This is a genomic window from Methylocystis sp. Sn-Cys, from assembly GCF_016745395.1.
Taxonomy (GTDB): Bacteria; Pseudomonadota; Alphaproteobacteria; order Rhizobiales; family Beijerinckiaceae; genus Methylocystis; species Methylocystis iwaonis.
The window spans coordinates 173,007-196,796 of sequence record NZ_JAERVJ010000010.1 but is presented as its reverse complement, the minus strand read 5'-3'; the positions used below and the strand labels follow the sequence as shown (position 1 = coordinate 196,796).

The window sequence follows — 23,790 nt, the reverse complement described above, 5'->3', positions numbered from 1 at the left end:
CGTCAGGCTCATAACCTGAAGGTCGCAGGTTCAAATCCTGCCCCCGCATCCAAGCCCGTAGGGCGAAAAACCCAACTCAGAAATCCTTCAATTGCGTTCTTGGCCTCGCGTCGCAATTATTGACGCATCGCTGGGGGCCGGGTAAACGGATGTTCTGTCGCACCCAGTGGGACAGCAAGAAATTCTTTGCCATTATCCTGCTTTGTCCAGGTTCGGCCATCGCGTCTCGCCCCCTAAAAAGCTCCCTGGCGCCCTTGAAAACCGACTTAAAGCCCTCGGCCATTCCTCTGCGCATTTGCAGGGACGTTGTTTTGGAGGATGGCTTCCTCAACGCGACGAGCGCCGAACCATGGCTCGGGCTTCCCGATGTCGACCTTCGTTCCGGCGGCAGGTTTCTGTCCCTGCGCTACGCCGCAGATCCTTGTGAACCGCCGGTTCGCCCGGTTCTCCGTTTCTGGTTGAAGGACGGAGACTACCGAGATCACATCTTGCCCGCTCCTTACGACGGCGTCGGCGCGTGGCTTGGTCATACGCCGAGCGATTTTAGCAGCGTCTGGATCAGTCCAACGAATCGAAAAGGTAGATTCGACTTCGAGATTATCGACATAAGGAAACCGAATCTTCTCGAGTTGCTGAAGCGAGCGCGCCATTCGCCGAAGCGGGTGTTCTTCGCAGTCTCCGCGGGCATGGTAGGCCTCGAGCAAGAAGCCGAGCTCAATTGGCGTTGGGCCCTCGGCTCGGAACCATTTTCGCACTATGAAAACTGGCGCCGGCGACGCGAGGGGACCGACAGCCGCCCCCAGCTAAGGTGTGGTCAGCTCGCATTCTCATTATACGTCGATATCACCGGGGCGAGCGTCTCTGCGATCGACAAAACCTGCACGTCGATCGCGCGACAATCCTACTCAAACTGGCGGACGATCTTTCATGGCGCGCCGCTGGATCCAATGGCGGAGCGAACCCTCGCCGCCTGGCTCGATAAATCCGATTTCAAAATAATGCAGGGAGATGAGCCTCCCCTATCGTCTGATTACCTCACCGCCTTGCATGCGGGCGATATTCTGGCTGGAAACGCTCTCGAAAGCTGTGCGCGCCACCTCGAGCGATATCCCGACCACACTATTGTTTACGCGGATGAAACGGGCCAACGACCTGTTCTCAAGCCGGGTTGGAGCCCGACGCTGCAAGCCTTCGCGCCTTACGTCGGAAGATCCGCCTTTTTCGCGAGCTCCATCGCGTCGAGCGCCGGCTTAACGATATCCGATGGCGCAGAGGCGATCTTCGACAACGCATTGAGCGCACAAACGGCAAAAGTTGGATCGATCAGGCGGCCGCTCTTTGGACTCGCACCCGCGGGCGGGAAGTTTCGTCCTGCGAAGGCTCCCGATGCGATTTACGGAAGGCAATCGGCTTGCGTGGGCGTTGTTATCCCAACCAGAGACCGCGCCGACCTTCTGCAAGTCTGTCTGGAGAGTCTTTTCAACAGAACAAGCTACTCGAACTACAAGGTGGTGGTTGTCGATAATGATAGCCGCGACCCGCGGACCCTTGATCTGATGGCGCAAATGGAGGCTGCCGAGCCTCGCTTATCAATTCTCAAGCAGCCGGGCGCATTCAACTTTTCTGCGCTGAGCAACGCCGGCGCAAATGCCGTCGAAGGCGATGTTCTGCTTTTCTTGAACAATGACACATGCGTGATGACGCCCGACTGGATCGAACGATTGCTTTATTTCGCAATCCAGAAGGACATTGGGGCGGTGGGCGCGAAGCTTCTTTATCCCGATCAACGGGTCCAACATGTCGGCGTTCTCCTCGGCATGGGCGGGGTTGCAGGGCATTTTGGAGCCGGGCTACACGCCCAGGCCCCCGGGTGGATGGAGCGAAATCGCGTTCCGCACGAGGTTTCGGCGGTCACCGGCGCGTGTCTGATGGTCGAACGTCGCAAATTCGATGCGGTCGGCGGTTTCGACGCGGTTAATCTGCCAATCGACTTGAACGATGTCGATCTTTGCCTTCGTCTGGGAGAGCGGGGCTGGCGGACAATCTGCAATGCCGAAGCCGTCCTCGTGCACCATCAATCCGCGAGCCGTGGCGGCGGGCTGCGGCTTCAGAAGGTTTACGCCAAGGAAAGGCGTTTTTTCGTGGAACGCTGGCGGGCGGTTATTCGTGACGATCCATATTTCCACCCCGCTCTATCGCTATATGCGGCCAAAGCGGCTCTGCCGTGACTCGCTTGCGCCGAAGCGGCGCGGCTCGTATTTTCCCCCGCCTTTCGGGCGTTGGCGGCATGCTGTTCATGGTCGATGCGTCACGGCCCGCGCCCTATCCGCCTGCGTTGGATTACCGCCGGCAATCTCTTGGAGATGACGAACCAAATGCGCCCTAAGACCCCAATGTTGGGATGGATGAAGGAGGCGCGTGACGTCGTTGCGAGGCGCCTGCCGCGCAGAGATCTCCAGAATTTGGGTGGTGAGATCAAAAACAAGCTTCCCGCCCTGTCACAGGGCGTCGACCTCGTGTCGGAGGCCTTTGCAAACGCCAGGGGCGGCGGTTTACTGCGCCGAAGCTTCCTTGCGTTCGTTATCCTGCCGACCGTTATCTACTGGTTCTATGCGGCCCTATGGCAATCCGATCAGTATGTTTCAGAGGCGCGTCTTACCGTCCGGGAAGCGCAAAAGAAAGAAACGCGTGGGACTGACGCCGCATCGATTATGGCCAGTATGACAGGCGGCGCCGGGGGATCGTCGAAGGATACGCAGAACTCCTACATGGTGCTGAATTACATCAAGAGCCGGGCAATTTTGCTCGATCTCGGCGGCAAAGGCTATTTCGAGAAAAAATTCGGCGGGGCCGACGTGGATTTTTTCTCCCGGATTTCTTCCGATATCAACCTCGAAGATCTCTGGAAATATTGGCTCAACCATATACAGGCGAGCGTCGATGGCGTCTCTGGCATCCTCACTCTGCGGATCGATGCTTTCCACCCGCAGGATTCCTTGGATCTGACCAAGGACGTCATCAGGCTGAGCGAAGAGCTCATCAACAGGATAACTCTCCGGAACCGCAACGATGCGCTCGCGCGCGCCGAAAGCGAAGTCAAGCTCTCGCGTGAGAAGCTTGCGGAGGCGCGTGAGAGGGTTTTGCAATTCCGTAATCAGAATCTCCTAATTGATCCGGCCTCTCGGGCAACCAGTCTGGGGGAGATGATCGGCAAGCTGACGCTCGATCGAATCGACCTTTTGAACGCCCTGTCGACGACTTCTACGTCCTTATCCGCCGATGCGCCGAGCCAACGTCTCCAGCAGACGCGTCTTGCCGCGATTGATAAGCAACTGGCCGAACTGAAAAAGAAGCTGACGGACGACCAGGGGGCGGAGGCCGTCTCGTCTCAAATCGCCGGTTACGAGCGGGTGAAGCTGGAGGAGCAATTTGCCGAGCGGATGTATTCGATCTCCGTGACGGCCTATGAGCAAGCGCGACAAGACCTCCAACGTCAGCAGCTCTATCTTGTGACGATCGTCGCGCCGAGCCTGCCAGAATCCGCGACTTATCCGAGAGTCATCGGCAGTACGTTGCTGATGTTTGTTTCTCTGCTGGTTGTCTGGGCAATCGTTTCGCTGATGGTCGCGCTTTTTGAGGATCAGATGATTTAATATATCCGCATGCGATCATTCCCGCCGCTCGCTCGAACGATCGACCGGAAATCCAGAGCCGATCAGCGTTTTTGTGGCTCCGGATTCCCGGTCGGGCTTTCAGCCCGCCGAGAAAGACATTCCCCATGCGACCTGTTCAAACGGATAGCACATGGTGGCGACGACACAGGCAATAGCGAGTGATGCCTGGGCGAACCAACGGTCGCCGCGGCGCTTGGAGAGGCCAACACTTGCCGACCGGGCTTCTTCAATGCGCCATATGGTCTCGCACGAGGAAAGCGACGCCAGCCAGAAGCGCCCATCCCAGAGCCGATGGAAAAACAATAATCGACCACTCGAGCCAGCGGCGTGGATAAATCGATTTCTCGGCAAGCGTCGGGCGGAGGAAAAGCGCCAGATAGGTTTGCTGCCGATCGACGTCGATGCGCGCCGACTCATAGGCGGTTGCAGCCAAAGCGTATTGTTGTTGCGCGAGAGCAAGATCGACCTGGCGCTCGGACAGGATGACCGCGTGTCCCGCCATAGAGTTGCTGTTCTCTTTACTCGCAATCTGAGCCGTGTAGTCCTCGATTTGTTTTTTAAGATTCTCGATGCGCGTGGTGAGCAGCTTCACTTGAGGAGAGTCCGTCGCAGCCGCGCCAGATTGTAGGGCAAGGCTTTCTTCCGCGCGTGCGAGATTGAGTCTGAGCTGCGTAACGATTTTGTTGACCGCCTGTGCTGCAGACGTCGCATCGAGAACGCCTTCAGCATTGCGTGCGTCGCGTAGGCTCACAGTCGCAGCCTTCACACGCTCTTCGGCGCGCGTGAGCTCGTAACGGGCTTTCGAAAGCGCGTCTTGGCGCAAGCGGGTTGAAAGCTCGTTCACAAGCTTCTCTGATAATTCCACAATATTCCGCGTGATAAGAAGCGAGTCCTCCGGCGTGAAGGCGCGGACATCGACCGCAATGATGCCGGACATGACGTCGACCGTGGCCTCGACCTTCTTTTTCCAATATTTCTCGAGCTTTTCGATGGGGTCGTCCGGGTCGAAACGAGAGAGATAATCGACGTCGGGACGGGAGAACATTTTTTTTAAACCGATCTTTTTGTCGATAATCTCGATGACGGCGCGGCTCGTGATGTATTTGGCGATGGCCTGAGACTCTTGAACCTGTTTTTCATTCCGGCTGCTGACCCCCAGCGCCGTCCACGAGGCGCTATCGGCGGACTGAAGCGAGAATTTCGCCGTCGTCACATATTGTTTGCTCGCGATCAGGCCCCAATAGAGCGACGCGCCGAGCAGCGGCGCCAGCACCAGCAGGACAAAGCTGAACAAAAGCCCTTTCTGGAAAGCTCTTTCGCCACGGCGTGCGGCAAAGCCGCCGCCGCCTGCGATCATGCTTGTCGGCGAACGAGAGCGATTGGCCGCGCGGCGCAAGGCCCGAGAGATGGATGTTGCAATCCGGCCGGCTTCGTCGGGGCTTATGGGTTCGCGGGGCCCGGGCAGGCCAACTTGCCGAGCGGCGGCGCCTTTGGTCATTGCAGGGTCAGGCATTGAGCTTCTTATACAGGTCGATGGCGTCGTCGACATTGCGGAAGACATGCATCTGCCCGCCCGCCAGAACGATCCCGTGGTCGCAATATTCCGTGATGGTCGACATCGAATGCGACACCATGATGATGTCGGCTTTTTTCCGCCGCCTGGAAAACTCTTCCTTACATCGCGCGGCGAAGCGCGCGTCGCCGACGGCCGTCACTTCGTCGATCAGATAGCACTCGAAATCGATTGCGAGCGAGAGGCCAAAAGCGAGACGCGCCATCATGCCCGACGAGTAAGTCGAGACCGCCGCATCCATATAGGCCCCAACTTCGGCGAAGTCCTCGACAAAGCTCATAACTTTGCGTGGGTCCTGGCCGTAGACGCGCGCGATGAATTTGACGTTTTCCCGGCCGCTGATCAACGGATGCATGACGCCGGCGAAGCCGAGCGGCCAGGAAATTCGGGCGTTGCGGACGATGCGGCCGCCATTTGGCAGCTCGTTTCCAGCCAGGAGTCTGATCAAAGTCGATTTGCCAGCGCCGTTCACGCCGAGAACGCCATAGCTACGCCCAGGCTTGAAATCCAATGTGACGTGATTGAGGACGATCTTCCGATGTCCGCTCGACCTGTAATATTTGAAAACATTCTCGAGTTTGATCATGTCGCGGCAAAGGTCGAAGCGATTCCGAGTTGAGCAATTTGAGCCCCCTTTTCGGCTAATCGAAGGCGGCCCGCTCCCCTCTTCTACGCTGGCCATTGCCGCCAAAGCTAGAGTAGACAGAAGGCATGAAGCAAGAAACGACTTTTCAGGCAGTCCGCAGGCACTTGCGGAACGGCTATATCATTTTGACCAGCCGCGGTCTCGTTGCCCTTTATGGCGCGGCGATGCGGGAGGCTGCCAAGCTCATCGATTCGTCGGTGGGGGTTTTTCTCGCTCCCAAGGATATTCTCCGCGACGGGCCGCATTTCTTGCGCGAGCATGGTGTGAGGACGACCATCGGCGCCGTTCTTCGACAGACCGCCGCGACCTATGACCCGCCGCTGGGCCGCCGCCGAAACCCTATCAACGATGCACTCCGTGAACGGGCGATCACTTATTACCATAGCTATGAGCTCACCAAGCCCGATGGCGTCGTGCCCTCGCGCAGGCCCTCGAACGAAATGGATTTCGCCCTCGAGATTCCCTTCGCCTTCGAGCCCTGCGCGCGCCAAGGCGCGATCGCCGCGATTGTCCACGCCTTCTATCCGGAGCTTCTGCCGCTCGTTCTGGAGAGGCTGGAGAATATTCCCGGTTCGGTAGATCTGTTCGTCTCAACGGATACCGAGGAAAAAAGGCGCGAGATCGAGGAAGCGTGCCGCTGTTGGCGGAAGGGGAAGACGGACATTCGCATCACCCCGAACAGGGGCCGCGACATTGCCGCAAAATTCTTCGGCTTCCGTGACGTCTATGCGAATTACAACCTCTTCATTCATCTCCACACTAAGCGATCGCCCCATGGCGGCGAGGCCCTGGCGCGTTGGTGCGATTATCTCTTGGACCATCTTCTCGGCTCGCCGGAGATCGTGCGTTCGAACCTCGCGCTTTTCGAAGATCCGAAGATCGGCGTCGTCTTTGCGCAACATCTATTCGAGCTGCGGGGCATATTGAACTGGGGCTATGATTACGATCTTGCGCGCGGGCTGATGAGGCGTATGGGCGTCGAGGTCGATAAAAACATGGTGCTGGAGTTTCCGTCGGGCTCCATGTTTTGGGGCCGCAGCGCCGCCTTTCGCCCTCTGCTCGACCTCGATCTCGGTTTCGAGGATTTCCCCGAGGAAGGCGGCCATGTCGACGGCACGCTCGCCCATGCGATCGAGCGCTGCCTGCTGATGATCGCCGAGTCGCAGGGGTTCGAATGGCTCAAGGTCGCACGCCGCGACCTCTACCCCATGCCGCAGACGCTCTTGACCGTGCAAAGTCCGGACGACCTGCCAACGCACCGGCTGAAGGTCTTCCAGCCCTGCCTCGGCAATGTCGACAATGGGCTGCGGCCGCAGGACCGCGGTATCGTCGAAATAAAGCCGCTCCTCTCCTATCCCTCCCGCAACGCCCGGCCCCGGCTCAATCTCCTGACCCCTACCGTCAACCCGCAGCAGATTTTCGGCGGCGTCGCAACGGCGATAAAGCTCTTCACGGAGATCGCCGACGCGCTCGGTGAAGATTATGACCGCCGCATTATTGCGACGGACGCCGACATAGAGCCTGAAGGCTATACGAGGTTCTCGGACTACGAGGCGGTACCGCACGCTGGGAGCCTCGACCTCGGCCGCCGTCTCCTGGTCGACGCCTATGAGCGCGATGGCGGCAGGCTGGATGTGCGGGCGAACGATATTTTCATCGCGACCGCATGGTGGACGGCCTTATTCGCGCTCGATCTCGAGCGCGATCGCGCCCGCCTCTTCGGCGGCGAACTTCCTTTTGTCTATCTCATTCAGGATGACGAGCCCTATTTCCAGGGGCGCAGTTCCCGCTCCGCCTTGGCCGAAGCGACGTACCGGCATGGCGCGCGTACAATCGCCATCATCAATTCCGAGGAGCTTTTCTCGGTAATGCAAGCAAAGCATGCCTTCGGGGAGGCCTATTGCGTCCCCTATCAAATGAATACCGCCATTTCAGCGGCTTTGCGCCCGGCGCCGCGCGAACGTCTCATCCTCATCTACGGCCGGCCGAATGTGAACCGGAATGCGTTCGAACTTGTCTGCGACGCGCTTTTTCGCTGGCAGCAGCGCGATCCAATTCGGGCGAGTCGCTGGCGGCTCGTCTTCCTTGGCGAAGAATTTCCGGACACGCTCGTCTATCCCGTTCAGAACGCAACAGTCGGCGGCAAGGCGAGCCTGGAGGATTATGCCGGCTATCTCAGTCGTGCGAGCGTCGGTGTGTCGCTGATGCTCTCGCCGCATCCAAGCTATCCGCCGCTCGAGATGGCCGAGGCCGGTCTGCTCACCATCACCAATTCCTTCGAGGGCAAGAACCTCGAGAGCCGTTTCGATAACATCGACTCGCTCGATCCGCTCGAGCCAGCGTCCCTGGCGGACGCCATAGAGGCTGCGGTCGCGCAGGCGGAGCCACGTATCGGGGAGGCGACGGGACGCGTTACGCCGAAAGCAGTGGTGGAGATCAAGCAGCCTTTCGAAATCCCCGCCTTTGCCGAGCGACTGCGGGCATTGCGGGTATGATTGTGTTACGGCGTCCGCAGCAGGCGGGCGACGCAATTTTCCAGGGATTCGCGCCAAGGCGGCAGGGTTACGCCATAACGGGCGGCGAGCTTCTCATTGTCGAGTCGCGAATTCGCCGGTCGGCGCGCGGGCGTCGGGTAATCCGCGGTTGTGATCCGCGCGACGCGCACAGGCTTGCGGCCGTACCTCTCCGCCGCCGCAAAAGTCGCCTCCGCCATATCGGCCCAGCTCGCGTCGCCCTGGCCGGTGAGATGGAATATCCCGCGTAAGGACGTCGAATTGTCGCTGACAAGGCGGCGCGCGATGAGGACCAGCGCGTCGGCGATGTCGATAGCGCTCGTGGGATTACCGAGCTGATCCGCGACGACGCTGATCTCGTCGCGCGATTCGCCCAGGCGCAGCATGGTTTTGACGAAATTCGCGCCATAGGGACTGTAAACCCATGCCGTGCGCAAGATGGCGTGGTCGCCGTGAGTCGCGGCGATCTTTTCTTCGCCCAGGAGCTTGGAGCGCCCATAGGCGCCCGTTGGCCCGGTTGGATCGTCCTCACGATAGGGCCGGCCGAGCGCGCCGTCGAAGACATAATCGGTCGAGAGATGCAGCAAGGGGACGCCAAGCTCGGCGGCGGCCTCTGCGACATGGCCCGCCCCCTCGCCATTGATCCGCATCGCGAGATCGGGCTCGCTCTCCGCCTTGTCGACGGCCGTATAAGCCGCGGCGTTAATGATTGCGTTGCAACGCGCGTGGCGCAGACCCGCGAGCACGGCGGTGCGCATCTCGAGATCGAATTGCGGTCTTCCCAGCGCGATAATCTCGACGTCCTTCGGCGCCCGCTCGATCAAAGCGCTGACGACCTGACCTTTGAGGCCGGTGACGGCGAGACGGAGGGTCATGGGCCGCATCTCCTTGAGCTTCGATGCCTCTCGACATTCTGGCGGGGAAACTAGCACCGCGCGGCGGCTCGCGCCAACGAGCCGCCCGTGGTGCGGCGTTCTCTTAGAAGACGCAATAAAATCAAAATGTTGATCTGTATCTAGCTGGGCGTCGCAACCTTCACGCTTGCGACGAATCGTCTTGACGACAGGTCCGCGCAAGCTTGGTTAATTAATCGTTAACGTGTTGAGTAATTGAATAAGGAGAGACGCATGACCACGCGTAAGACTCGGGCGCTTCGCGCCGCGCGCAATCCTGGCGACGTGATTCGGTCCGCCGCCGAGCCGCTCGATCGCAAGCAAGCCGCTATTCTCGTCCTTTTCGAGGCGATGGATTTGATCGACGACGCAGCAGCGTCGGAACTGGTGCGTTTTGCTCTGGCGCGGCTGGTGTGCGAAAGCGCGTAATCGCTGCTCGGGGTCACGCGGTTTTGCGAGGGCCCAGACTCCGCGCAATCTGGTCCGCTATGAGATGCGCGCTCACGCGATCGGGAACAACCAGCGCTGTCGCTTGCGCCATTTGACGCAAGCCGACTGCCGCCTCTGGCAATCTCGTGTGAAGCGCCGCCATATTCAGCCGGCATAGCGCCCGAAAGTCTTGGCGCGCTTTTGCTTCCATTTCCGATCGCGGCCCATCGAAACCGGTCGCTATTTTCCCAAGGGCGCGCACCCACTGAACCTGCTCCATCCGTCCGGAGGGGGCGCGCGTCTCGAAAATCTCCAGGCTCGCGTTCCAAAGCCCCGCGAAATGCCCGGCCCGGTCGAGGTCCGTCGCGCAGCGCTGTTTCTCGACATTCTGTCGGATATGCCCAAAAGACGGCATGCGCCTACTCCTCCAACTCGTGCGCATCGACACTAGGCCCAGAAAATCTCTGAGGAGTTAAAGTCCCTGCGGGGTAAGCCTCGCGCGAGGGCCCTTCGGTATGATTGGCTGTCAGATTCTCGAAGGGGTCCTCCTATGCAAACGATCGCCCAGTTGAAGCAGATGCGTCAGCAGATGATCGACGAATTGAGCAAGATGCCCGAGTATCGGGCCGTTCAGGCCATGAAGAAATTCATCGACGAGATGTCCGAGATTTACGGCTCCGACGCGCCGACCGTCGAGAATAAAAATCAGAGCGACGCGGATTCTGCCGCGAAGGCGATCGAAAAGCGCATTGTCGAGGGGCCGGTGGAAAACGTGACTCAGCGGATCCGCGCCTATTCCCCGTAAGCGCATCAATGCCGGCGTTTACGGCGGATCTTTCGTCGAATTGCACGTCTGATGGATAACGACGGTGGCGCCGTCTTCTTCGCGACGCCGATCCAGTGGCGTCTCCCCCAGCCGCCTTTTCCTACCTGGCCGACGCCTTCGTCTGAGGAGGCCTTCCTATGAGGGATAAGCCAACTATGGCCTCTAACGCCGCCGGCACGTTTTCCGCTTTGCGCCGTTCACTCGCGGGGACTCTTTCGCGAGCGGCGCTCATGCTTTTCCTCGTTATGGCGCTGCTCGACCTTTCGGCTTCCTCATATGCGTTTCTTGTCCTCAGGCAGGAAGCGACGGCCTCCGCGGACCGAGAGCAAAGCCAGGCGAAAACCGACAGGCTATTTGCGCAGCTCGTCGAGATGCTGCAAAGCGCAAGATATGACATCGCCCAGGCGCGGCTTTCCCTCGTCGATTTCATGGCGTCTCGTCATCCGGAGGGGCTCGAGAACGCTTTCCGGGACTTCGGCGCGCATTCCAAGCGATTCTCTCTTCACGTCAAAGGCGCCTTGGAGGCCGCCAAGGTTCTGGACAGTCCGGATCTTGTCCGCGTCCTGACCCAGGCTGAAAAAAACATCTACGCTTTCGCCGCAAAAGCCGCCGAAAGCGCAAAGACGAGCGACGCCACCGCGCCCGCTGACGGAAAGCTGAAATTCGACCAGCTTGCGCTTTCGGTGCAGATGGCGGTGGACAATACGAGGGGCGAAGTCGACGCGCTTCGCAAACGTATCGACAGAAATAAGGCGAACGCCGGCCTCGCTCTGGAGGCGCTGCGCACGTGGGCGCAGATCGCCGCGCTCATGGCGATTGGCACGATCATAACGACGGCGGCGCTGGCTTGCTGGTTGGCGCGGCGTTGGGCGACGCAGCCCTTAGACTGGATCACATTCACCTTCTCGCGCCTCGTGGAAGGCGATCTCAACTATGACGTCTATGAGGCCGGTCGAACCGACGAAATCGGCCGGCTTGGGATCGTCTATCGAAAATTCCGCCTCATCGCCAAGGAGAGATTGCAGGCGCAGCATCAGGCGGCGGAACAGCAGGCGATACTGGAAGCCGAACGCGCGCGCAGCGACGCCGAGCGGGCGGCCGTCGCCGCCGAACAAGAAATTCTTATCGAGACGCTGGGAGCAGGGCTTTCGAAAATCGCCGATCACGACCTCTCTTTCCGATTGAGCGAAGAGGTCCCAGCAGCATATCGACGCTTGACGGCGGATTTCAATTCCGCGCTGGAAGCGCTGGAATCGGCGCTCACGAAGGTGCGTGACGGCGCCGGAGTTATCTCTTCCTCGACCGCGGAAATCGCTTCGGCCGCTGATGATCTGTCGAGGCGCACGGAGCAACAGGCGGCAAGTCTCGAGCAAACCGCCGCTGCATTGCAGGAGGTCATGACCGCCGTCAGCCGCAACTCGGACGCCGCGAAACGCGCCCAGGATATTGTCGCGCGCGCGAAATCAGAGGCGCAAAACAGCGGCGCCGTCGTCCAAAGCGCGACCGAAGCGATGGCGCGCATCGAGAAATCATCGACCGATATCGCGAGTATCATCGGGCTCATCGACGAGATTTCCTTCCAAACGAATCTGCTGGCGCTCAACGCTGGCGTCGAGGCCGCGAGAGCCGGCGAAGCGGGCAGGGGATTTGCTGTTGTCGCGTCGGAAGTGCGCGCGCTCGCACAGCGATCGGCGGAAGCGGCGAAAGAAATAAAAGGACTGATCCTATCCTCCAAGACGGAGGTCGCAGATGGGGTCGAGCTCGTCGTCTCCACTGGCGCCGCTTTGGAGCGCATCGCCTCGGAAGTGGTGTCGATCAGCTCGATGGTGTCCGAGATCGCCGCCGGCGCCGCGGAAGGCGCCGCGGCAATCCGACAGATCAATGTCGCCGTCGGACAGATGGATCAGGATACGCAGAGGAACGCCGCCATGGTGGAAGAGACCACGGCGGCGAGCCATAGTCTCCGGCACGAGGCGGATGAATTGGCGCGCTCGGTTGGAAGTTTCCGACTGCATCAAAGCGCGCATGCGCCCGCGTTCCGGGAGAACAGGCGGGCGCGCGACCATGCCGTTGTCTCGGGCGCGACGGCGCGCAAGCTCCGCGTTCAAGAGCCAGATGAAGTGGACTGGACGGAGTTTTAATACGGGATCCGCTTTTGATTGGGTTTCCAGTGTGGCAGTCGCGGCCTCCGGGATTTCGCCCGTCCTTCTTTCCGTTTGCCCGGAGCGACACCTTCGAAAAGTCGGATAAGAAAAAGACCAGCGCGCGGAGCTCCGTGCGCTGGTCTTTCCTCTTTTTTAGACGGGCTTTTGCTCGTTTCCGCTTCAAACCGCGGCGGTTTGATCAGAACTCTTCCCAGCTCTCTTCCTCATATCTGGGTTCGGCGAGCGCCGCTGAGCCGCGCGTCTTCAACGCCGGTTTGGCGGGTTTGCGCGCCGGAGGTCTGGGAGCGGCGTGCGCCGCAATCGGCTTTCCGATGTTGAAGCGCCGGACGGCCGCCGCCAGCCGTTCGGTTTCCTGGCCCATGTTTTTCGTCGCTGCGGTCGTTTCCTCGACCATGGCCGCGTTATGCTGCGTCATCTGGTCCATCTGATTGATGGCTTCCGTCACCTGACTCAGCGCCAATGCCTGCTCTCTTGTGCCATCGGCGATCGTGCCGACCACCGTCGCGACTTCGCCCACCTGAGACACGATCGCCTTCAAAGCCCGGCCCGTCTGTCCGACGAGATTGGCGCCCTGTTCGACCGCCGAATTGGAGGCGGCGATCAGTCCCTTGATCTCCTTGGCGGCGTCGGCGGAGCGCTGGGCGAGGGCGCGCACTTCGGAGGCGACCACCGCGAAGCCCCTGCCGGCTTCGCCTGCGCGCGCGGCCTCGACGCCAGCGTTCAATGCAAGCAGATTCGTTTGGAAGGCAATCTCGTCGATGACGCCGATGATCTGGCCGATGTCTTTCGACGCCTTTTCGATCTGCCCCATAGCGTCGATGGCCGAGACGATAATTTCGCCGCCCTTTTCCGCGTCGGACTTCGTCGCCGCGACAATTTCGTTGGCGTTCTGCGTGCTGGCGGCCGTTGCTTTGACCGTCGTGGTCACTTCGGCGAGCGCCGCCGACGATTCTTCCAGCCCCGCGGCTTGAGACTCCGTGCGGCGAGACAGATCTTCGGCCGCGGCGCCGATTTCGTTGGTCGCGCTTTCGATAACCGAAACCGACGCAGAAACCATGCCGAAAGCTTCGCGCAGTTTTTCGACCGTGTGATTGAATTCGGTTTTGATCTTCTCGAACTCCGGCGATAGATTGGCGTCGATGCCGATTTCGAGATTTCCGTTAGCGAGTTGCTCGAGCGCGTAGCTCATCGCCGCCAGCGCCTCGGACCGATTCTTTTCCTCGGCGGCGCGAAGCTCCTCTTGCTGGCGGCGTCTTGCCTCCAGCTCTTCGAGATAGACCGAAATGGAAAGATCCATGTCGAGAAAGGTCGCCTTCACCAGGCTCGTTATCGCTTCCGCCATGCCTTCGGCGACATTCTGGCCGCGGAAAACGAACCTCGGCCAGCGGTCCTTGACGACGTCATGAATGAGCCGCTCCAGAATGACGGCGTATCCGCCGATATACCACCGCGGCTCCAGGCCCAACCGCGCATGCGCCTTGCCGACCGCGCGCACGGCTTGCGCGTAAGAGTCGCCAAATTGCGCTTCGACAATCAGACCCCAGTGCTGCTGCTGGCGGGTTTTGGCGGCAGCCATATGCTGGTTGTCGGAGAAAAATTGCCGTGTTTCCGGGGTCGCGCGCACCTTGTCGTAGAAGACCGTCAGAGCCTGGTCGAGGGCGACGCTCAAAAGAGGCTTCAGTTCTCGCAACCGTGTTTTCGAGCGCTCGTCTATGCCAATGAACGTGAGGCGTTCATCCATCGATATCGACGAAACGGTGGTCTGGGGGGCTGGAGACTGGGCCATAAACGCCTCTTCCACATGAAGGGAAAGCCGCGCTGCGTCCTTGCGCGCGGCTGGTAAACGGAAACCGATTGCATTCGGCGGCAGGGAGGCGTCATGCCTAATCTAGGTAAAAACACCTACTGGTATCCAACCAGTAAATAAGTGTGCAAATCGCCGTAAATTTAAGCGAAAATGTTGATATTTATCATATGAATGCACTGTTTTTATGAAAGGGGCAGTTTTCGGCGCACTTTTACGAGGCAGACCGATAAGTCCGAGCGTTGTTCAGTTTTCTTTCGATCCTGACGCCGAGTTCTCTGCGATGACGCCCCGCGGCGTGACGACGGTCCAGCGGTCGTTCTTCCTGACAATGTCCTCGATTTTGCCGAGACCCGACACGAACTCTCCCTTCGAAACGCGCATAATCGATCCGCGAGGATCGCGGATGAGAGCCCAATTCTGGTCGGCCTCGATCAGCTTGTAATCGATCGGACCATTTCGCATGGGCGCCGGGTTTTTTCCGACGCCTCCGACCGGGCTGTAATCGATGCCATTTTTGTTCGCGACGACCAGCGCCGGGTTTTCCTGGTTGCGCCGAGCCGCGATGGTGGACGGCCGCGCGAAGATCATCAAATGCTCCGACCCGGCGAAAGTAGGGATGCGATCGGAAACGCTGATCATCTCCGCCGCGAAAGCTGTCGCGCCGACAGCGAGCGCGACTGTCGCGACATGCAGAGCGCGTTCCGCGAGCGGCGCTTGTTTGCGGCCGATCTTGGCAATTTTTTTCTTGGGCGAATTTTGATTGGAAGAAGACGCGGGTCGTTGCATGGCGGCTCTCACAGCCTCTGGTTCAGGACAAAAGAATCACTATTGTTGTTTACTGGCGTCGCGCTGTCGCGGCGTGTTGAACGATCGAGTTCGCTCTTCGCCGATCCCTCGCAAGTTTCGCGAAAGCTCGCGAGAATCGAGCAACTGCGAATGCGAGAAGAATCTCCTTTTTGTGTTAAACAAAGTATTAAGAGATCGTCGCCTAAATGGGCTTGCGGAGATCGTTGTCGAGAAGCGCGCTTGCTTCGCCCTCGATCACATGCGCCGCCATGAAGGCGGCCATCGTTCCAGGCTCCTTTTATGAGTCGCTCGGACGATAAGCGCCGCTCATTCAAAACCCGATGCGATGTTTCTTGCGACCTGCGCCTCGCTGGCGCGCACGCGAGATTTGTCGTCTGCGCAGCCGCTCTCTTAGCGAATGGGATAATTCATGAATCTCTCGATCGCGGGAATGATCGCCAACACCTCGCTCGGGACGATCTCGAACGAGATCAGCATTCTCTCGCGGAATGTGTCGAACGCCAACACGCCGGGATACTCCACGCGGGTCGCGCAGACGAGCACAGGGGGCGGGGGCGCGGCGGAGGTGAACGGCGTCGCGCGCATCACGAATCCCGCTTTATTCAAGAGTCAGCTTCAATCGACATCTGGCGGCGCTCAGGCGTCCGCTGTCTATGACGGCGTCTCCTCCATCGCCCAATTGCTGGCTACCGACAGCGACGGCAACAGTTCTTCTCCGTCTTTCTTCATGGGGAAGCTTTCAAGCGCCTTGCAGAGCTATGACGCCGCGCCCTCCGATCCGACGGCGGCGGCGGGCGCCGTGACCGCAGCAAAGGACCTGGCCAATTCCTTGAACCAGGCTACGACCACGGTTCAGGATGTGCGCCGGAACGCCGATCAACAGATCGAAGACTCGGTCACGAACATCAATTCGATTCTGAGCAAGTTCGAGCAGGTCAACAACGCGATTGTCGCGGGCGCGGGCGCCAAGAGGGACATCACAGATCTCCTCGACCAGAGAGACTCTCTCCTTACGCAGCTCTCCTCCGAGATTGGCATAACGACGGTCACGCGCCCCAACAACGATATGATGATCTTCACGGACAGCGGCGTGACGCTGTTCGAGACGGCTCCGCGCGCGGTGACGTTCCAGCGCAATCCCGCGCTGGCGGCGGGCGCGAGCGGAAACGCCGTCTATGTCGATGGCGTGCAGGTGACGGGAAACAGCAATTTCGCAACAAGCGTGCATTCCGGCAAGCTCGCGGGTTTGACGCAGTTGCGGGACTCTATCGCGCCAGCATATCAGAGCCAGCTCGACGAGATTGCGCGTGGGCTTGTTTCGGCCTTTTCCGAGAGCGATCAGACCGGCGGCGGCGCGCCGACGCTCCCTGGGCTGTTCACTTATCCCGGCGCGACGAGCATACCCGGCGCCATGGTTTCTGGCCTCGCTGGGCAAATTCAAGTCAACGCCAACGCCGACCCCAGCCAAGGCGGCGATCCGACGCGCTTGCGCGACGGTGGAATCTCGGATCCCGGAAATCCTGCCTATACCTACAACACCTCCGGGGGCGCGCTCTATACTGCCCGTATCGAGCAGATGATCTCGTCGCTGTCTGCGACTCAATCTTTCGATCCCGCGGCTGGCCTCAATACGAATACGTCGCTGACCGCCTTTGCGAGCGCCTCCGATGGCTGGCTCTCTGCGCAAAAACAGCAGGCCCACAGCGCCGATACCTATCAGAGCGCCATGCTCAGCCAGAGCACCCAGGCTCTGTCGAATGCAGTCGGCGTGAATCTCGACAGCCAGATGGCCAAAATGCTCGAGCTGGAGAATTCCTACCAGGCGACGGCGAAACTGATTTCGTCGATCGACGCCCTCTATACAGCCCTGTTCAACGCCATCAGACCGTGAGCGCAGATCGATGATCTCATCCGTTTCCACTTCGGCAATGTCGAACGCCTTGAGCAATTCGATTGTCGATCTTCAAAAGCGCCTGTCGATCGCTCAGAAAGAACTGTCGACCGGGCAGCACGCCGATATGAGCGTGGCGATCGGTTCTCAGCATACGCGGGATTCCCTCCTGCATCTCAGCGTAAGCGACATCGACGCAATCACTGCAAGCAACAATGTGGTTGCTTCTCGCCTCGAGATTACGCAGACGTCGTTGCAGAAGCTCTCGACAGACGCGCAAGCCATGCGAAGCGCGCTGATGACGGCTCAAAACGGCATCGGCAACAGGGGCGCGATCATTCAGCAGGCGCAAACCGCACTCGGCGCCATGATGTCGGGCTTGAACGCTTCGAGCGGCGGCGTGTTTGTCTTTGGCGGCGTCAAGGGGGGCACGGCGCCGATTACGGATACCGCATCGGCGCCGCCGAGCGCAGCAAAAGCTGCCCTCGACGCCGCTTTTACCAGTAATTTTGGCTTTCCGCCCTCGGATCCGCTTGTCTCCACGATCACGGCGTCCCAGATGGACGCCTTTATTTCCGGTCCTATGGCCGCTTTGTTTTCACCGGCTAGCTGGACCACGGACTGGTCCTCGGCGTCGAGCTCGCCGCTGCAAAATCGCATATCGATCACCCGCACGAGCGCCACTTCCGTTACGGCGAATGACGCGTCGTTCCAGAAGCTTGCGGCCGGCTATACGATGCTGACCAGTCTCGGCGCGAGCAATCTGAGCAAGGATACTTTCCAGGCTGTCGTTACGGCGGCGACGAACGCCATCGATCAAGGCGTATCGGGGCTTACAAATTTACAGGAAAAAGTCGGGGTCATGCAGGCCGACGTCAAAAGCGCTCTGGACAACATGGCGACACAGAAGGATCTATTGAGCGCCCAGATCGGCGCGTTGGAGGGCGTCGATCCTTCGCTGGCCTCTGTCACGGTCACCAATTTGATGACTCAGATCGAAACGTCCTATTCGCTGACGGCCCGAATTCAACAGTTGAGCCTTACGAAATATCTCTAGCGCGCGCTTTCCGCTCGCATGGAATCGTGCGAGCGATGAATGCGCGCAGATTCAAAAAGCTGGAGCGCATTCTCTTCACAAAAGTCTATCAACTTTTGCGGAATGCGCTCTAAGTTTTGCGCCTTGGCCGGCTTTCAGTGGTGGCCACGCGCCCGGAGGACGCAACGAGAGCGTCCTCATTCGGGAATTTTGCTGGCTTTATTTGCCCGTGGCTTCCGTTTGTGAAACAAGAAGGTATCCAAGGAACCGCTGCGAGTCGATCGGGTCATAGCCCAGTTGCTTTCGCAGCTTTTTGCGCAGCTTGCTGATGTGGCTTTCGATCACCGTTTCTTCCACTTCCTCGTCAAAGAGGCCGTAGACGGCGTTGAATACTTGAGTCTTCGTCAGCCGCCGGCGCTTGTTCAAAACGAGCAATTCCAGAACGCGCCTTTCCCGGCGCGGCAGCGGGAAGGGCTCGCCGTCGATCACCGGATCGCGGCCATCGAAGAAGACTTGGATGCGGTCGAATGTCGCATAATCTTGCCGAGCTTCGGCGCGCCGCCGGATAGCGTGAACACGCGCAAGTATTTCACGCACGTGAATCGGTTTGCGGACGACGTCGTCGACGCCCGCGCTGAACAGGCCCAGCGTTTGCTCCAACGATAGCGTGTCGTTCATCGCGATGACAGGAGCCTGGGAATGCCGCCGGATAACCCGCGGGAGTTCTTCCCGATCCGGGCAATCGCCAATCAAAAACGCCTCAACCGCCTGCAAGTCCTTTTCACGAGCCGAGTCGACCCACTCCAAGAACTGCTCGAAGCCGAACCCCGTAGAGAACACACCCTCTTGACCAAACCGACTAGTATACGCACTCGTTACTATTTCCCTTTCATCCACAATGATTAACATTCGGCGTCTCCCGGCGGATGGGCGAGCATGTCGGGCAGTTCATGCGAATCGACCCCTCTACTGGGTGTAGTCGTAACCCCAGAGGGTCGTCAACGGCTAAGACCTAAGTCAAGGCTTGCCATTACTGGCGTCGGCCCCGCCTGCTAAATGCAGCTTCGCGTAAGGCGGGCTCGTTATCTTTCGAGCGAATCCCTGCGGCGTTCCCGAGAAGAGAACCAAGAATGCTTTCGTCTTATTATGTGTCTTTGTCGTCACAGCTCGCTCTGGACAAGCGCATGTCGACGATTGCCATGAATGTCGCCAACGCGAATACTGTTGGATTTCGTGCAGCGGGCGTTTCTTTCGAGACGGCTCTCTCCAAATCGGGCCCCGCGCAAACTGCTTATGCTTCCACCGGGAAGGATTTCATCTCGACGGTGCAGGGTCCCGTCACAAAGACCGACAATCCGCTCGATGTCGCCGTGCAAGGATCCGGTTGGTTGGCGATCCGAACCCCTAATGGCGTCGCCTACACTCGGGATGGCCGCCTGAAGATGCTGCAAACGGGCGAGCTCCAGACGATCGAAGGATTTCCAGTCCTGGACGCCGGCAATGCGCCGATCGTCCTCGATCCGACGCAGGGCCCGCCGATGATCTTCCGCGATGGCATGATCAGTCAGGGGGCCAATCAGGTTGGCGCCCTGGGCCTGTTCTCGATAGATCCCAGCGCCGCTCTGACAAGGGGCCCGAACTCCAGCGTGATACCGTCAACGCCGGCGACGCCTATTCTCGAATTTTCCGTCAATGGCGTGTCGCAAGGGTTTCTCGAGGGCGCCAATGTCAATCCCATAACGGAATTGACAAAACTTATCGCCACCTCCCGATCATTCGATAATGTCACCTCCATGTACGACACGCTGGATTCGGCCCAGCAAAACGCTATTCGCACGCTCGGCGGCGCCTGAGGCGCCCGCATGTCCAAACTCGCGCAATTGCAGCGTTCGGCCGAGCTTTTCGCTCGCACGGAGCGACAGATCGCCATCTCTGGCGCGGTGGTGGAGGTGACGCCTACTTACTTCAGAACGGCCGGGCTCTCGAAATTCGTCAAGCTCGGCGATTGCGTTGGCGTGGAAACCGCGCGCGGCGAGACGCTCGCACAGGTCGTGCGAATCGACCAGAATGGCGTCATCGTCAAGGCTTTCGAAAATAATTCCCCTGTCGGGCTAGGTTCGAAAGTGCGCTTCGTCGGTCCGATCGAACTCTTGCCGCATGAGTCGTGGAGGGGCAGGGTTCTCGACGCTTTCGGCCGGCCGGTCGATGGGCAAGGGCCTGTCTCGGCCGGCCTGAAGCCTTATTACCTGGATGCGCCCCCGCCCGCGGCAATGCGCAGAACGCCGATCACGAAACCATTGCGTACAGGCGTCCGGGCGATCGACGCATTCACGCCGATCTGTGAGGGCCAAAGGATCGGCATTTTCGCGGGTTCGGGAGTCGGCAAGTCCACTTTGCTGGAAATGCTGTCCCGCGCGGGTGGTTTTTCTGTCGCGGTGATTTGTCTGGTCGGCGAGCGCGGACGCGAAGTGCGCGATTTCGTGGACACGGTGATCTCCGCCAACCCCGGCGGCGTCGTCACGATCGTCGCCACCGCCGACGAAAGCCCGATGATGCGGCGAATGGCCCCGCTGACCGCCACTACGATTGCCGAGTTTTTCCGAGACGCGGGCGCCTCTGTGGTTTTGATCGTCGACTCGGTGACGCGCTATGCCCACGCCGCGCGCGAAGTGGCGTTGGCGTCGGGCGAGCCGCCTGTCGCCAACGGCTACACGCCAAGCGTTTTTGCCGACCTGCCGCGCCTGCTCGAACGCGCGGGGCCCGGCGAGGATGGCGTGGGCGCCGTGACGGGAATTTATTCCGTCCTCGTGGACGGCGACAACCATAATGATCCCATCGCCGATTGCATCCGAGGCACGCTCGATGGGCATATCGTTCTCGACCGAGAAATCGCCGAACAGGGCCGCTATCCGGCGATAAACCTTCTCAAATCCATCTCTCGCCTTGCCGATCGCGTCTGGACGCCAGACGAACGCGAGATGGTGATGCGGCTGAAATCCATGCTCGCGAAATTCGAGGAAACGCGCGATTTGCGCATGCTCGGCGGGTATCACGCTGGCGTGGACGCCGAGCTCGATCGCGCGGTCGTCCTCTCGCCGGTCGTATATGACGCCCTGCGGCAAGCTCCTAAAGACCCGCCAGCCGTTGTGGCGCTCGAAGAATTGGCGGAGCGGATCAATCGCGGAGGAGGGTGAGGTCTCCGCCTGGCGCGCTTTGCGCTCGCACGGAATAGTGCGAGCGATGAGAAAACCCGCAGATTCAAAAAGCTGGAGCGCATTCTTTTCCGCTGAAGTCTATCAACTTTGCGCAGTGCGCCCGCGCCAGGCCATGCCTTCGCGACCGGGCCAAAGCGGCGTCGGAGCCCCTGGCAGGGTCCAGCTTCGCGAAAGCTGCGCCGTATACATTTGATGAAGCGCAACGACCGAGATGTTTCGGAATGTCTCCCTCGAGGGGCGGCGCGATCGAGGATGTCCATGACCGCCGATGAAGCTTTCGAAATCCTGCAGGTCGAGAAGGAGTTCATCGAGAAGGCCGGACCGGCGGTGCTACGGCTGAAGCTGATGGAAATCGGCAGCCTTTGTCGGCGACGTCTTGCCGGCGACGAGGCCATCGAGGCGGCGCGCACCGCTGCGCAGGAGCTGCGTCGACTCATCGCGGAACGTCCCTGTGTGTCCCTTGTCGATTTCAAGGCGCGCGACAAGGTTCTGGAGGCAAGCGCTGCGCCCCAAGGCTGGGCAAAAACGTCGGGTTGGACCGCCGTGCTGGCTTCTCCCTTTTTTCGAAAGAGGATCCCAACGGAACCCGCCCTCTCGGCGCATCGGGGCGCTTGCCGGGAGGATCTGGCGAGAATCGCGGGCGACGCCGATTTGGATCAACGGGACGTCGTGGCGCTGGACTGCGTATTGAACAAGGGTTACAGCCCGAGAGATTTGCGCGAGTTCAGCTTTCTGATGAGCGGCATGTTCGATTCGCCGAGTGAGCCGACCCGCTTCGTCAAACGCGCAAACGAACTTGCGAACCGCTACGCGGCTGCCCTCGGCTGCGAGTCCAAAAGCGAGCAAGGCGTCGCCGCGCGCGAATTGGCTTATAAAAAGTCCGCTTGACGCTCCTGGGAAAGGCCTTGGAAGGTCCTGCAGTTGGTTTCCAGCCTCGCACGTAGCATCCTGGTGACGCGTCCGGCAGAAAGGCGCGCTGAGACCGGTTAAACGCATTCTTAATTATAGGCCGTGTATTCATTTGCTCGTGGCTCGCCGGAATGAGACTGTCGAGCTGTCGAGCGGGCGTTGAAATCAGCGACGCCTCCGATGAAGACAACGGATCGGATCGAGTTTCCGAGGCATGACGCCAATTCCGTCGAACCGGTGGAAGTCCGGTATGTCCCTCTTGTAAAGATTTATCGAAAGGGATCGACGAGTCATGTCGAGCATCAACACCAACCCGTCAGCCATCACCGCGCTGCAGTCTCTGCGCAACACGCAGAATTCGCTGAGCGTCGCCCAGAAGCAAATTTCGACCGGTCTGAAAATCTCCAGCGCCTCCGACAACGCCTCGACTTGGTCGATCGCCGAAACGATGAAGTCGGACAAGGGCGTGATGTCCACGCTGAGCGACTCGCTGAATTTCGCCGGTTCGACGCTGAACGTCGCCGCCAATGCGCTGACCGGCGCGATCTCGGTCGTGAACAGCATCAAGGACACTGTCGCCCAGGCCCTGACGCCCGGCGCTGACCTCGCCAAAATCGGCACCAAGCTCGCTCAGCTCGGCCAGCAGCTCTCGAGCGTCGTCTCTTCGGCGAGCATCACCGGCATTAATATGCTGGATGGCTCGACGACGACCACTGTTGCGGGCGGCGCGGTACCTGGCGTGAACTTCACTGCCTCCTATAAGAATAACAGCGGCGCCGCTGCGTCCAGCGTGGGCTTCATCTCCCTTGCCACGACGGATCTCACCAACGCTGGCGGCACCGGCATTCTGCAAGCCGCGACGGCGGTCGGCTCGACCGCGACGACCAACTTCACGAGCCTCAGCGCCGCCGACGTGGCCGCGGGCACCGTGGCGGACACGCTGTCCAATGTCGATAAGGTGATCGCTGATCTGACCACCTACGCCTCGCAGATCGGCGCCGTTCAGTCGCGCGTCGCCTCGCAGGCGGCCTTCGTTCAGTCGCTGAATGACGCTTTGACCTCGGGCGTGAGCTCGCTCGTCGACGCCGACATGAACGAGGTTTCGACGCGCCTTCAAGCGCTCCAGACCCAGCAGCAGCTCGGCGTTCAGTCTCTCTCGATCGCCAACCAGAACTCGCAGCTGATTCTCAAGCTGTTCCAGTAATCTTTCTCACCGAGAAAGAAATAGGTGGCCGCCCGAGGCGATCGGGTGGCCATTTTGTTTATTTTTTGTTAAGCGTCGTTTAACTGTCTGTTAATTTTTACATTAATGCGGGCAGCCTCGCACAAGGCTAGATAAGAATTATCCTTCCGAAGGGCCGGGGCGAGCATCTGGCAGTCCTCGCGCCCGAGAGATTCGGAAAGGC

At 59.7% G+C, this 23,790-nt stretch carries 18 protein-coding genes; 12 read left to right on the top strand and 6 right to left on the bottom strand.

The window, feature by feature from the left end; all coding sequences use genetic code 11:
• The first annotated feature begins 149 nt into the window (after window positions 1-149).
• Both JJT62_RS17795 and JJT62_RS17790 read left to right on the top strand, forming a co-directional pair.
• Window positions 150-2,228 (top strand): glycosyltransferase, encoded by a 2,079-nt coding sequence (locus tag JJT62_RS17795; protein ID WP_202074121.1) that lies wholly within the window; start codon window positions 150-152, stop codon window positions 2,226-2,228.
• A 177-nt stretch (window positions 2,229-2,405) separates the two neighbouring features.
• The gene (locus JJT62_RS17790) at window positions 2,406-3,653 is read left to right on the top strand and encodes a hypothetical protein (RefSeq protein ID WP_246744980.1); all 1,248 of its coding nucleotides are present in this window, start codon (window positions 2,406-2,408) and stop codon (window positions 3,651-3,653) included.
• A 247-nt stretch (window positions 3,654-3,900) separates the two neighbouring features.
• Here JJT62_RS17790 and JJT62_RS17785 read toward each other — a convergent pair whose 3' ends face one another.
• Together JJT62_RS17785 and JJT62_RS17780 are read right to left on the bottom strand one after the other, a co-directional pair.
• Complete coding sequence (locus JJT62_RS17785; RefSeq protein ID WP_246744979.1) at window positions 3,901-4,968, bottom strand: hypothetical protein; 1,068 nt, start codon at window positions 4,966-4,968, stop codon at window positions 3,901-3,903.
• Window positions 4,969-5,179: 211 nt separating this feature from the next.
• Complete coding sequence (locus tag JJT62_RS17780; RefSeq protein WP_202074119.1) at window positions 5,180-5,833, bottom strand: ABC transporter ATP-binding protein; 654 nt, start codon at window positions 5,831-5,833, stop codon at window positions 5,180-5,182.
• A 224-nt stretch (window positions 5,834-6,057) separates the two neighbouring features.
• On the opposite strand from JJT62_RS17780, the gene JJT62_RS17775 reads away from it, so the two are divergent.
• Window positions 6,058-8,388, top strand: a complete 2,331-nt coding sequence (locus tag JJT62_RS17775) for a rhamnan synthesis F family protein (RefSeq protein ID WP_246744978.1) — start codon at window positions 6,058-6,060, stop codon at window positions 8,386-8,388.
• 5 nt (window positions 8,389-8,393) lie between these two features.
• Here JJT62_RS17775 and rfbD read toward each other — a convergent pair whose 3' ends face one another.
• Window positions 8,394-9,281 carry a dTDP-4-dehydrorhamnose reductase gene (rfbD, locus tag JJT62_RS17770; RefSeq protein WP_202074117.1) on the bottom strand — a complete coding sequence of 296 codons (888 nt, stop codon included), beginning with the start codon at window positions 9,279-9,281 and terminating at the stop codon, window positions 8,394-8,396.
• Window positions 9,282-9,533: 252 nt separating this feature from the next.
• Here rfbD and JJT62_RS17765 point away from each other — a divergent pair, with 252 nt between their 5' ends.
• The 3 genes from JJT62_RS17765 to JJT62_RS17755 all read left to right on the top strand — a co-directional run bounded on the left by JJT62_RS17765 (window position 9,534) and on the right by JJT62_RS17755 (window position 12,695).
• The gene (locus JJT62_RS17765; RefSeq protein WP_202074116.1) at window positions 9,534-9,728 is read left to right on the top strand and encodes a hypothetical protein; all 195 of its coding nucleotides are present in this window, start codon (window positions 9,534-9,536) and stop codon (window positions 9,726-9,728) included.
• Window positions 9,729-10,278: 550 nt separating this feature from the next.
• Window positions 10,279-10,533 carry a hypothetical protein gene (locus JJT62_RS17760; protein ID WP_202074115.1) on the top strand — a complete coding sequence of 85 codons (255 nt, stop codon included), beginning with the start codon at window positions 10,279-10,281 and terminating at the stop codon, window positions 10,531-10,533.
• Between the two features lie 251 nt (window positions 10,534-10,784).
• Window positions 10,785-12,695: a methyl-accepting chemotaxis protein gene (locus JJT62_RS17755; RefSeq protein WP_246744977.1), complete on the top strand. Its 1,911-nt coding sequence runs from the start codon at window positions 10,785-10,787 to the stop codon at window positions 12,693-12,695.
• 202 nt (window positions 12,696-12,897) lie between these two features.
• Here JJT62_RS17755 and JJT62_RS17750 read toward each other — a convergent pair whose 3' ends face one another.
• On the bottom strand, window positions 12,898-14,460 hold the full coding sequence (locus tag JJT62_RS17750) for a globin-coupled sensor protein (RefSeq protein ID WP_246744984.1): 1,563 nt from the start codon (window positions 14,458-14,460) through the stop codon (window positions 12,898-12,900).
• 309 nt (window positions 14,461-14,769) lie between these two features.
• Window positions 14,770-15,312 (bottom strand): hypothetical protein, encoded by a 543-nt coding sequence (locus JJT62_RS17745; protein WP_202074113.1) that lies wholly within the window; start codon window positions 15,310-15,312, stop codon window positions 14,770-14,772.
• A gap of 430 nt (window positions 15,313-15,742) precedes the next feature.
• Here JJT62_RS17745 and flgK point away from each other — a divergent pair, with 430 nt between their 5' ends.
• The gene (gene flgK, locus JJT62_RS17740; protein ID WP_202074112.1) at window positions 15,743-17,224 is read left to right on the top strand and encodes a flagellar hook-associated protein FlgK; all 1,482 of its coding nucleotides are present in this window, start codon (window positions 15,743-15,745) and stop codon (window positions 17,222-17,224) included.
• A gap of 10 nt (window positions 17,225-17,234) precedes the next feature.
• Window positions 17,235-18,281 carry a flagellar hook-associated family protein gene (locus tag JJT62_RS17735; RefSeq protein ID WP_210340717.1) on the top strand — a complete coding sequence of 349 codons (1,047 nt, stop codon included), beginning with the start codon at window positions 17,235-17,237 and terminating at the stop codon, window positions 18,279-18,281.
• A gap of 198 nt (window positions 18,282-18,479) precedes the next feature.
• On the opposite strand, the gene JJT62_RS17730 is transcribed toward JJT62_RS17735, so the two are convergent.
• Window positions 18,480-19,169 carry a response regulator transcription factor gene (locus JJT62_RS17730; RefSeq protein WP_202074110.1) on the bottom strand — a complete coding sequence of 230 codons (690 nt, stop codon included), beginning with the start codon at window positions 19,167-19,169 and terminating at the stop codon, window positions 18,480-18,482.
• 221 nt (window positions 19,170-19,390) lie between these two features.
• Here JJT62_RS17730 and flgF point away from each other — a divergent pair, with 221 nt between their 5' ends.
• The 4 genes from flgF to JJT62_RS17710 all read left to right on the top strand — a co-directional run bounded on the left by flgF (window position 19,391) and on the right by JJT62_RS17710 (window position 23,588).
• Window positions 19,391-20,113, top strand: coding sequence for a flagellar basal-body rod protein FlgF (gene flgF / locus JJT62_RS17725; protein ID WP_202074109.1), 723 nt, complete (start codon window positions 19,391-19,393; stop codon window positions 20,111-20,113).
• A 9-nt stretch (window positions 20,114-20,122) separates the two neighbouring features.
• Window positions 20,123-21,454, top strand: coding sequence for a FliI/YscN family ATPase (locus JJT62_RS17720; protein WP_202074108.1), 1,332 nt, complete (start codon window positions 20,123-20,125; stop codon window positions 21,452-21,454).
• Between the two features lie 279 nt (window positions 21,455-21,733).
• Complete coding sequence (locus JJT62_RS17715) at window positions 21,734-22,363, top strand: hypothetical protein (RefSeq protein WP_202074107.1); 630 nt, start codon at window positions 21,734-21,736, stop codon at window positions 22,361-22,363.
• 313 nt (window positions 22,364-22,676) lie between these two features.
• Window positions 22,677-23,588 (top strand): flagellin, encoded by a 912-nt coding sequence (locus tag JJT62_RS17710; RefSeq protein ID WP_202074106.1) that lies wholly within the window; start codon window positions 22,677-22,679, stop codon window positions 23,586-23,588.
• Window positions 23,589-23,790: the final 202 nt, after the last annotated feature.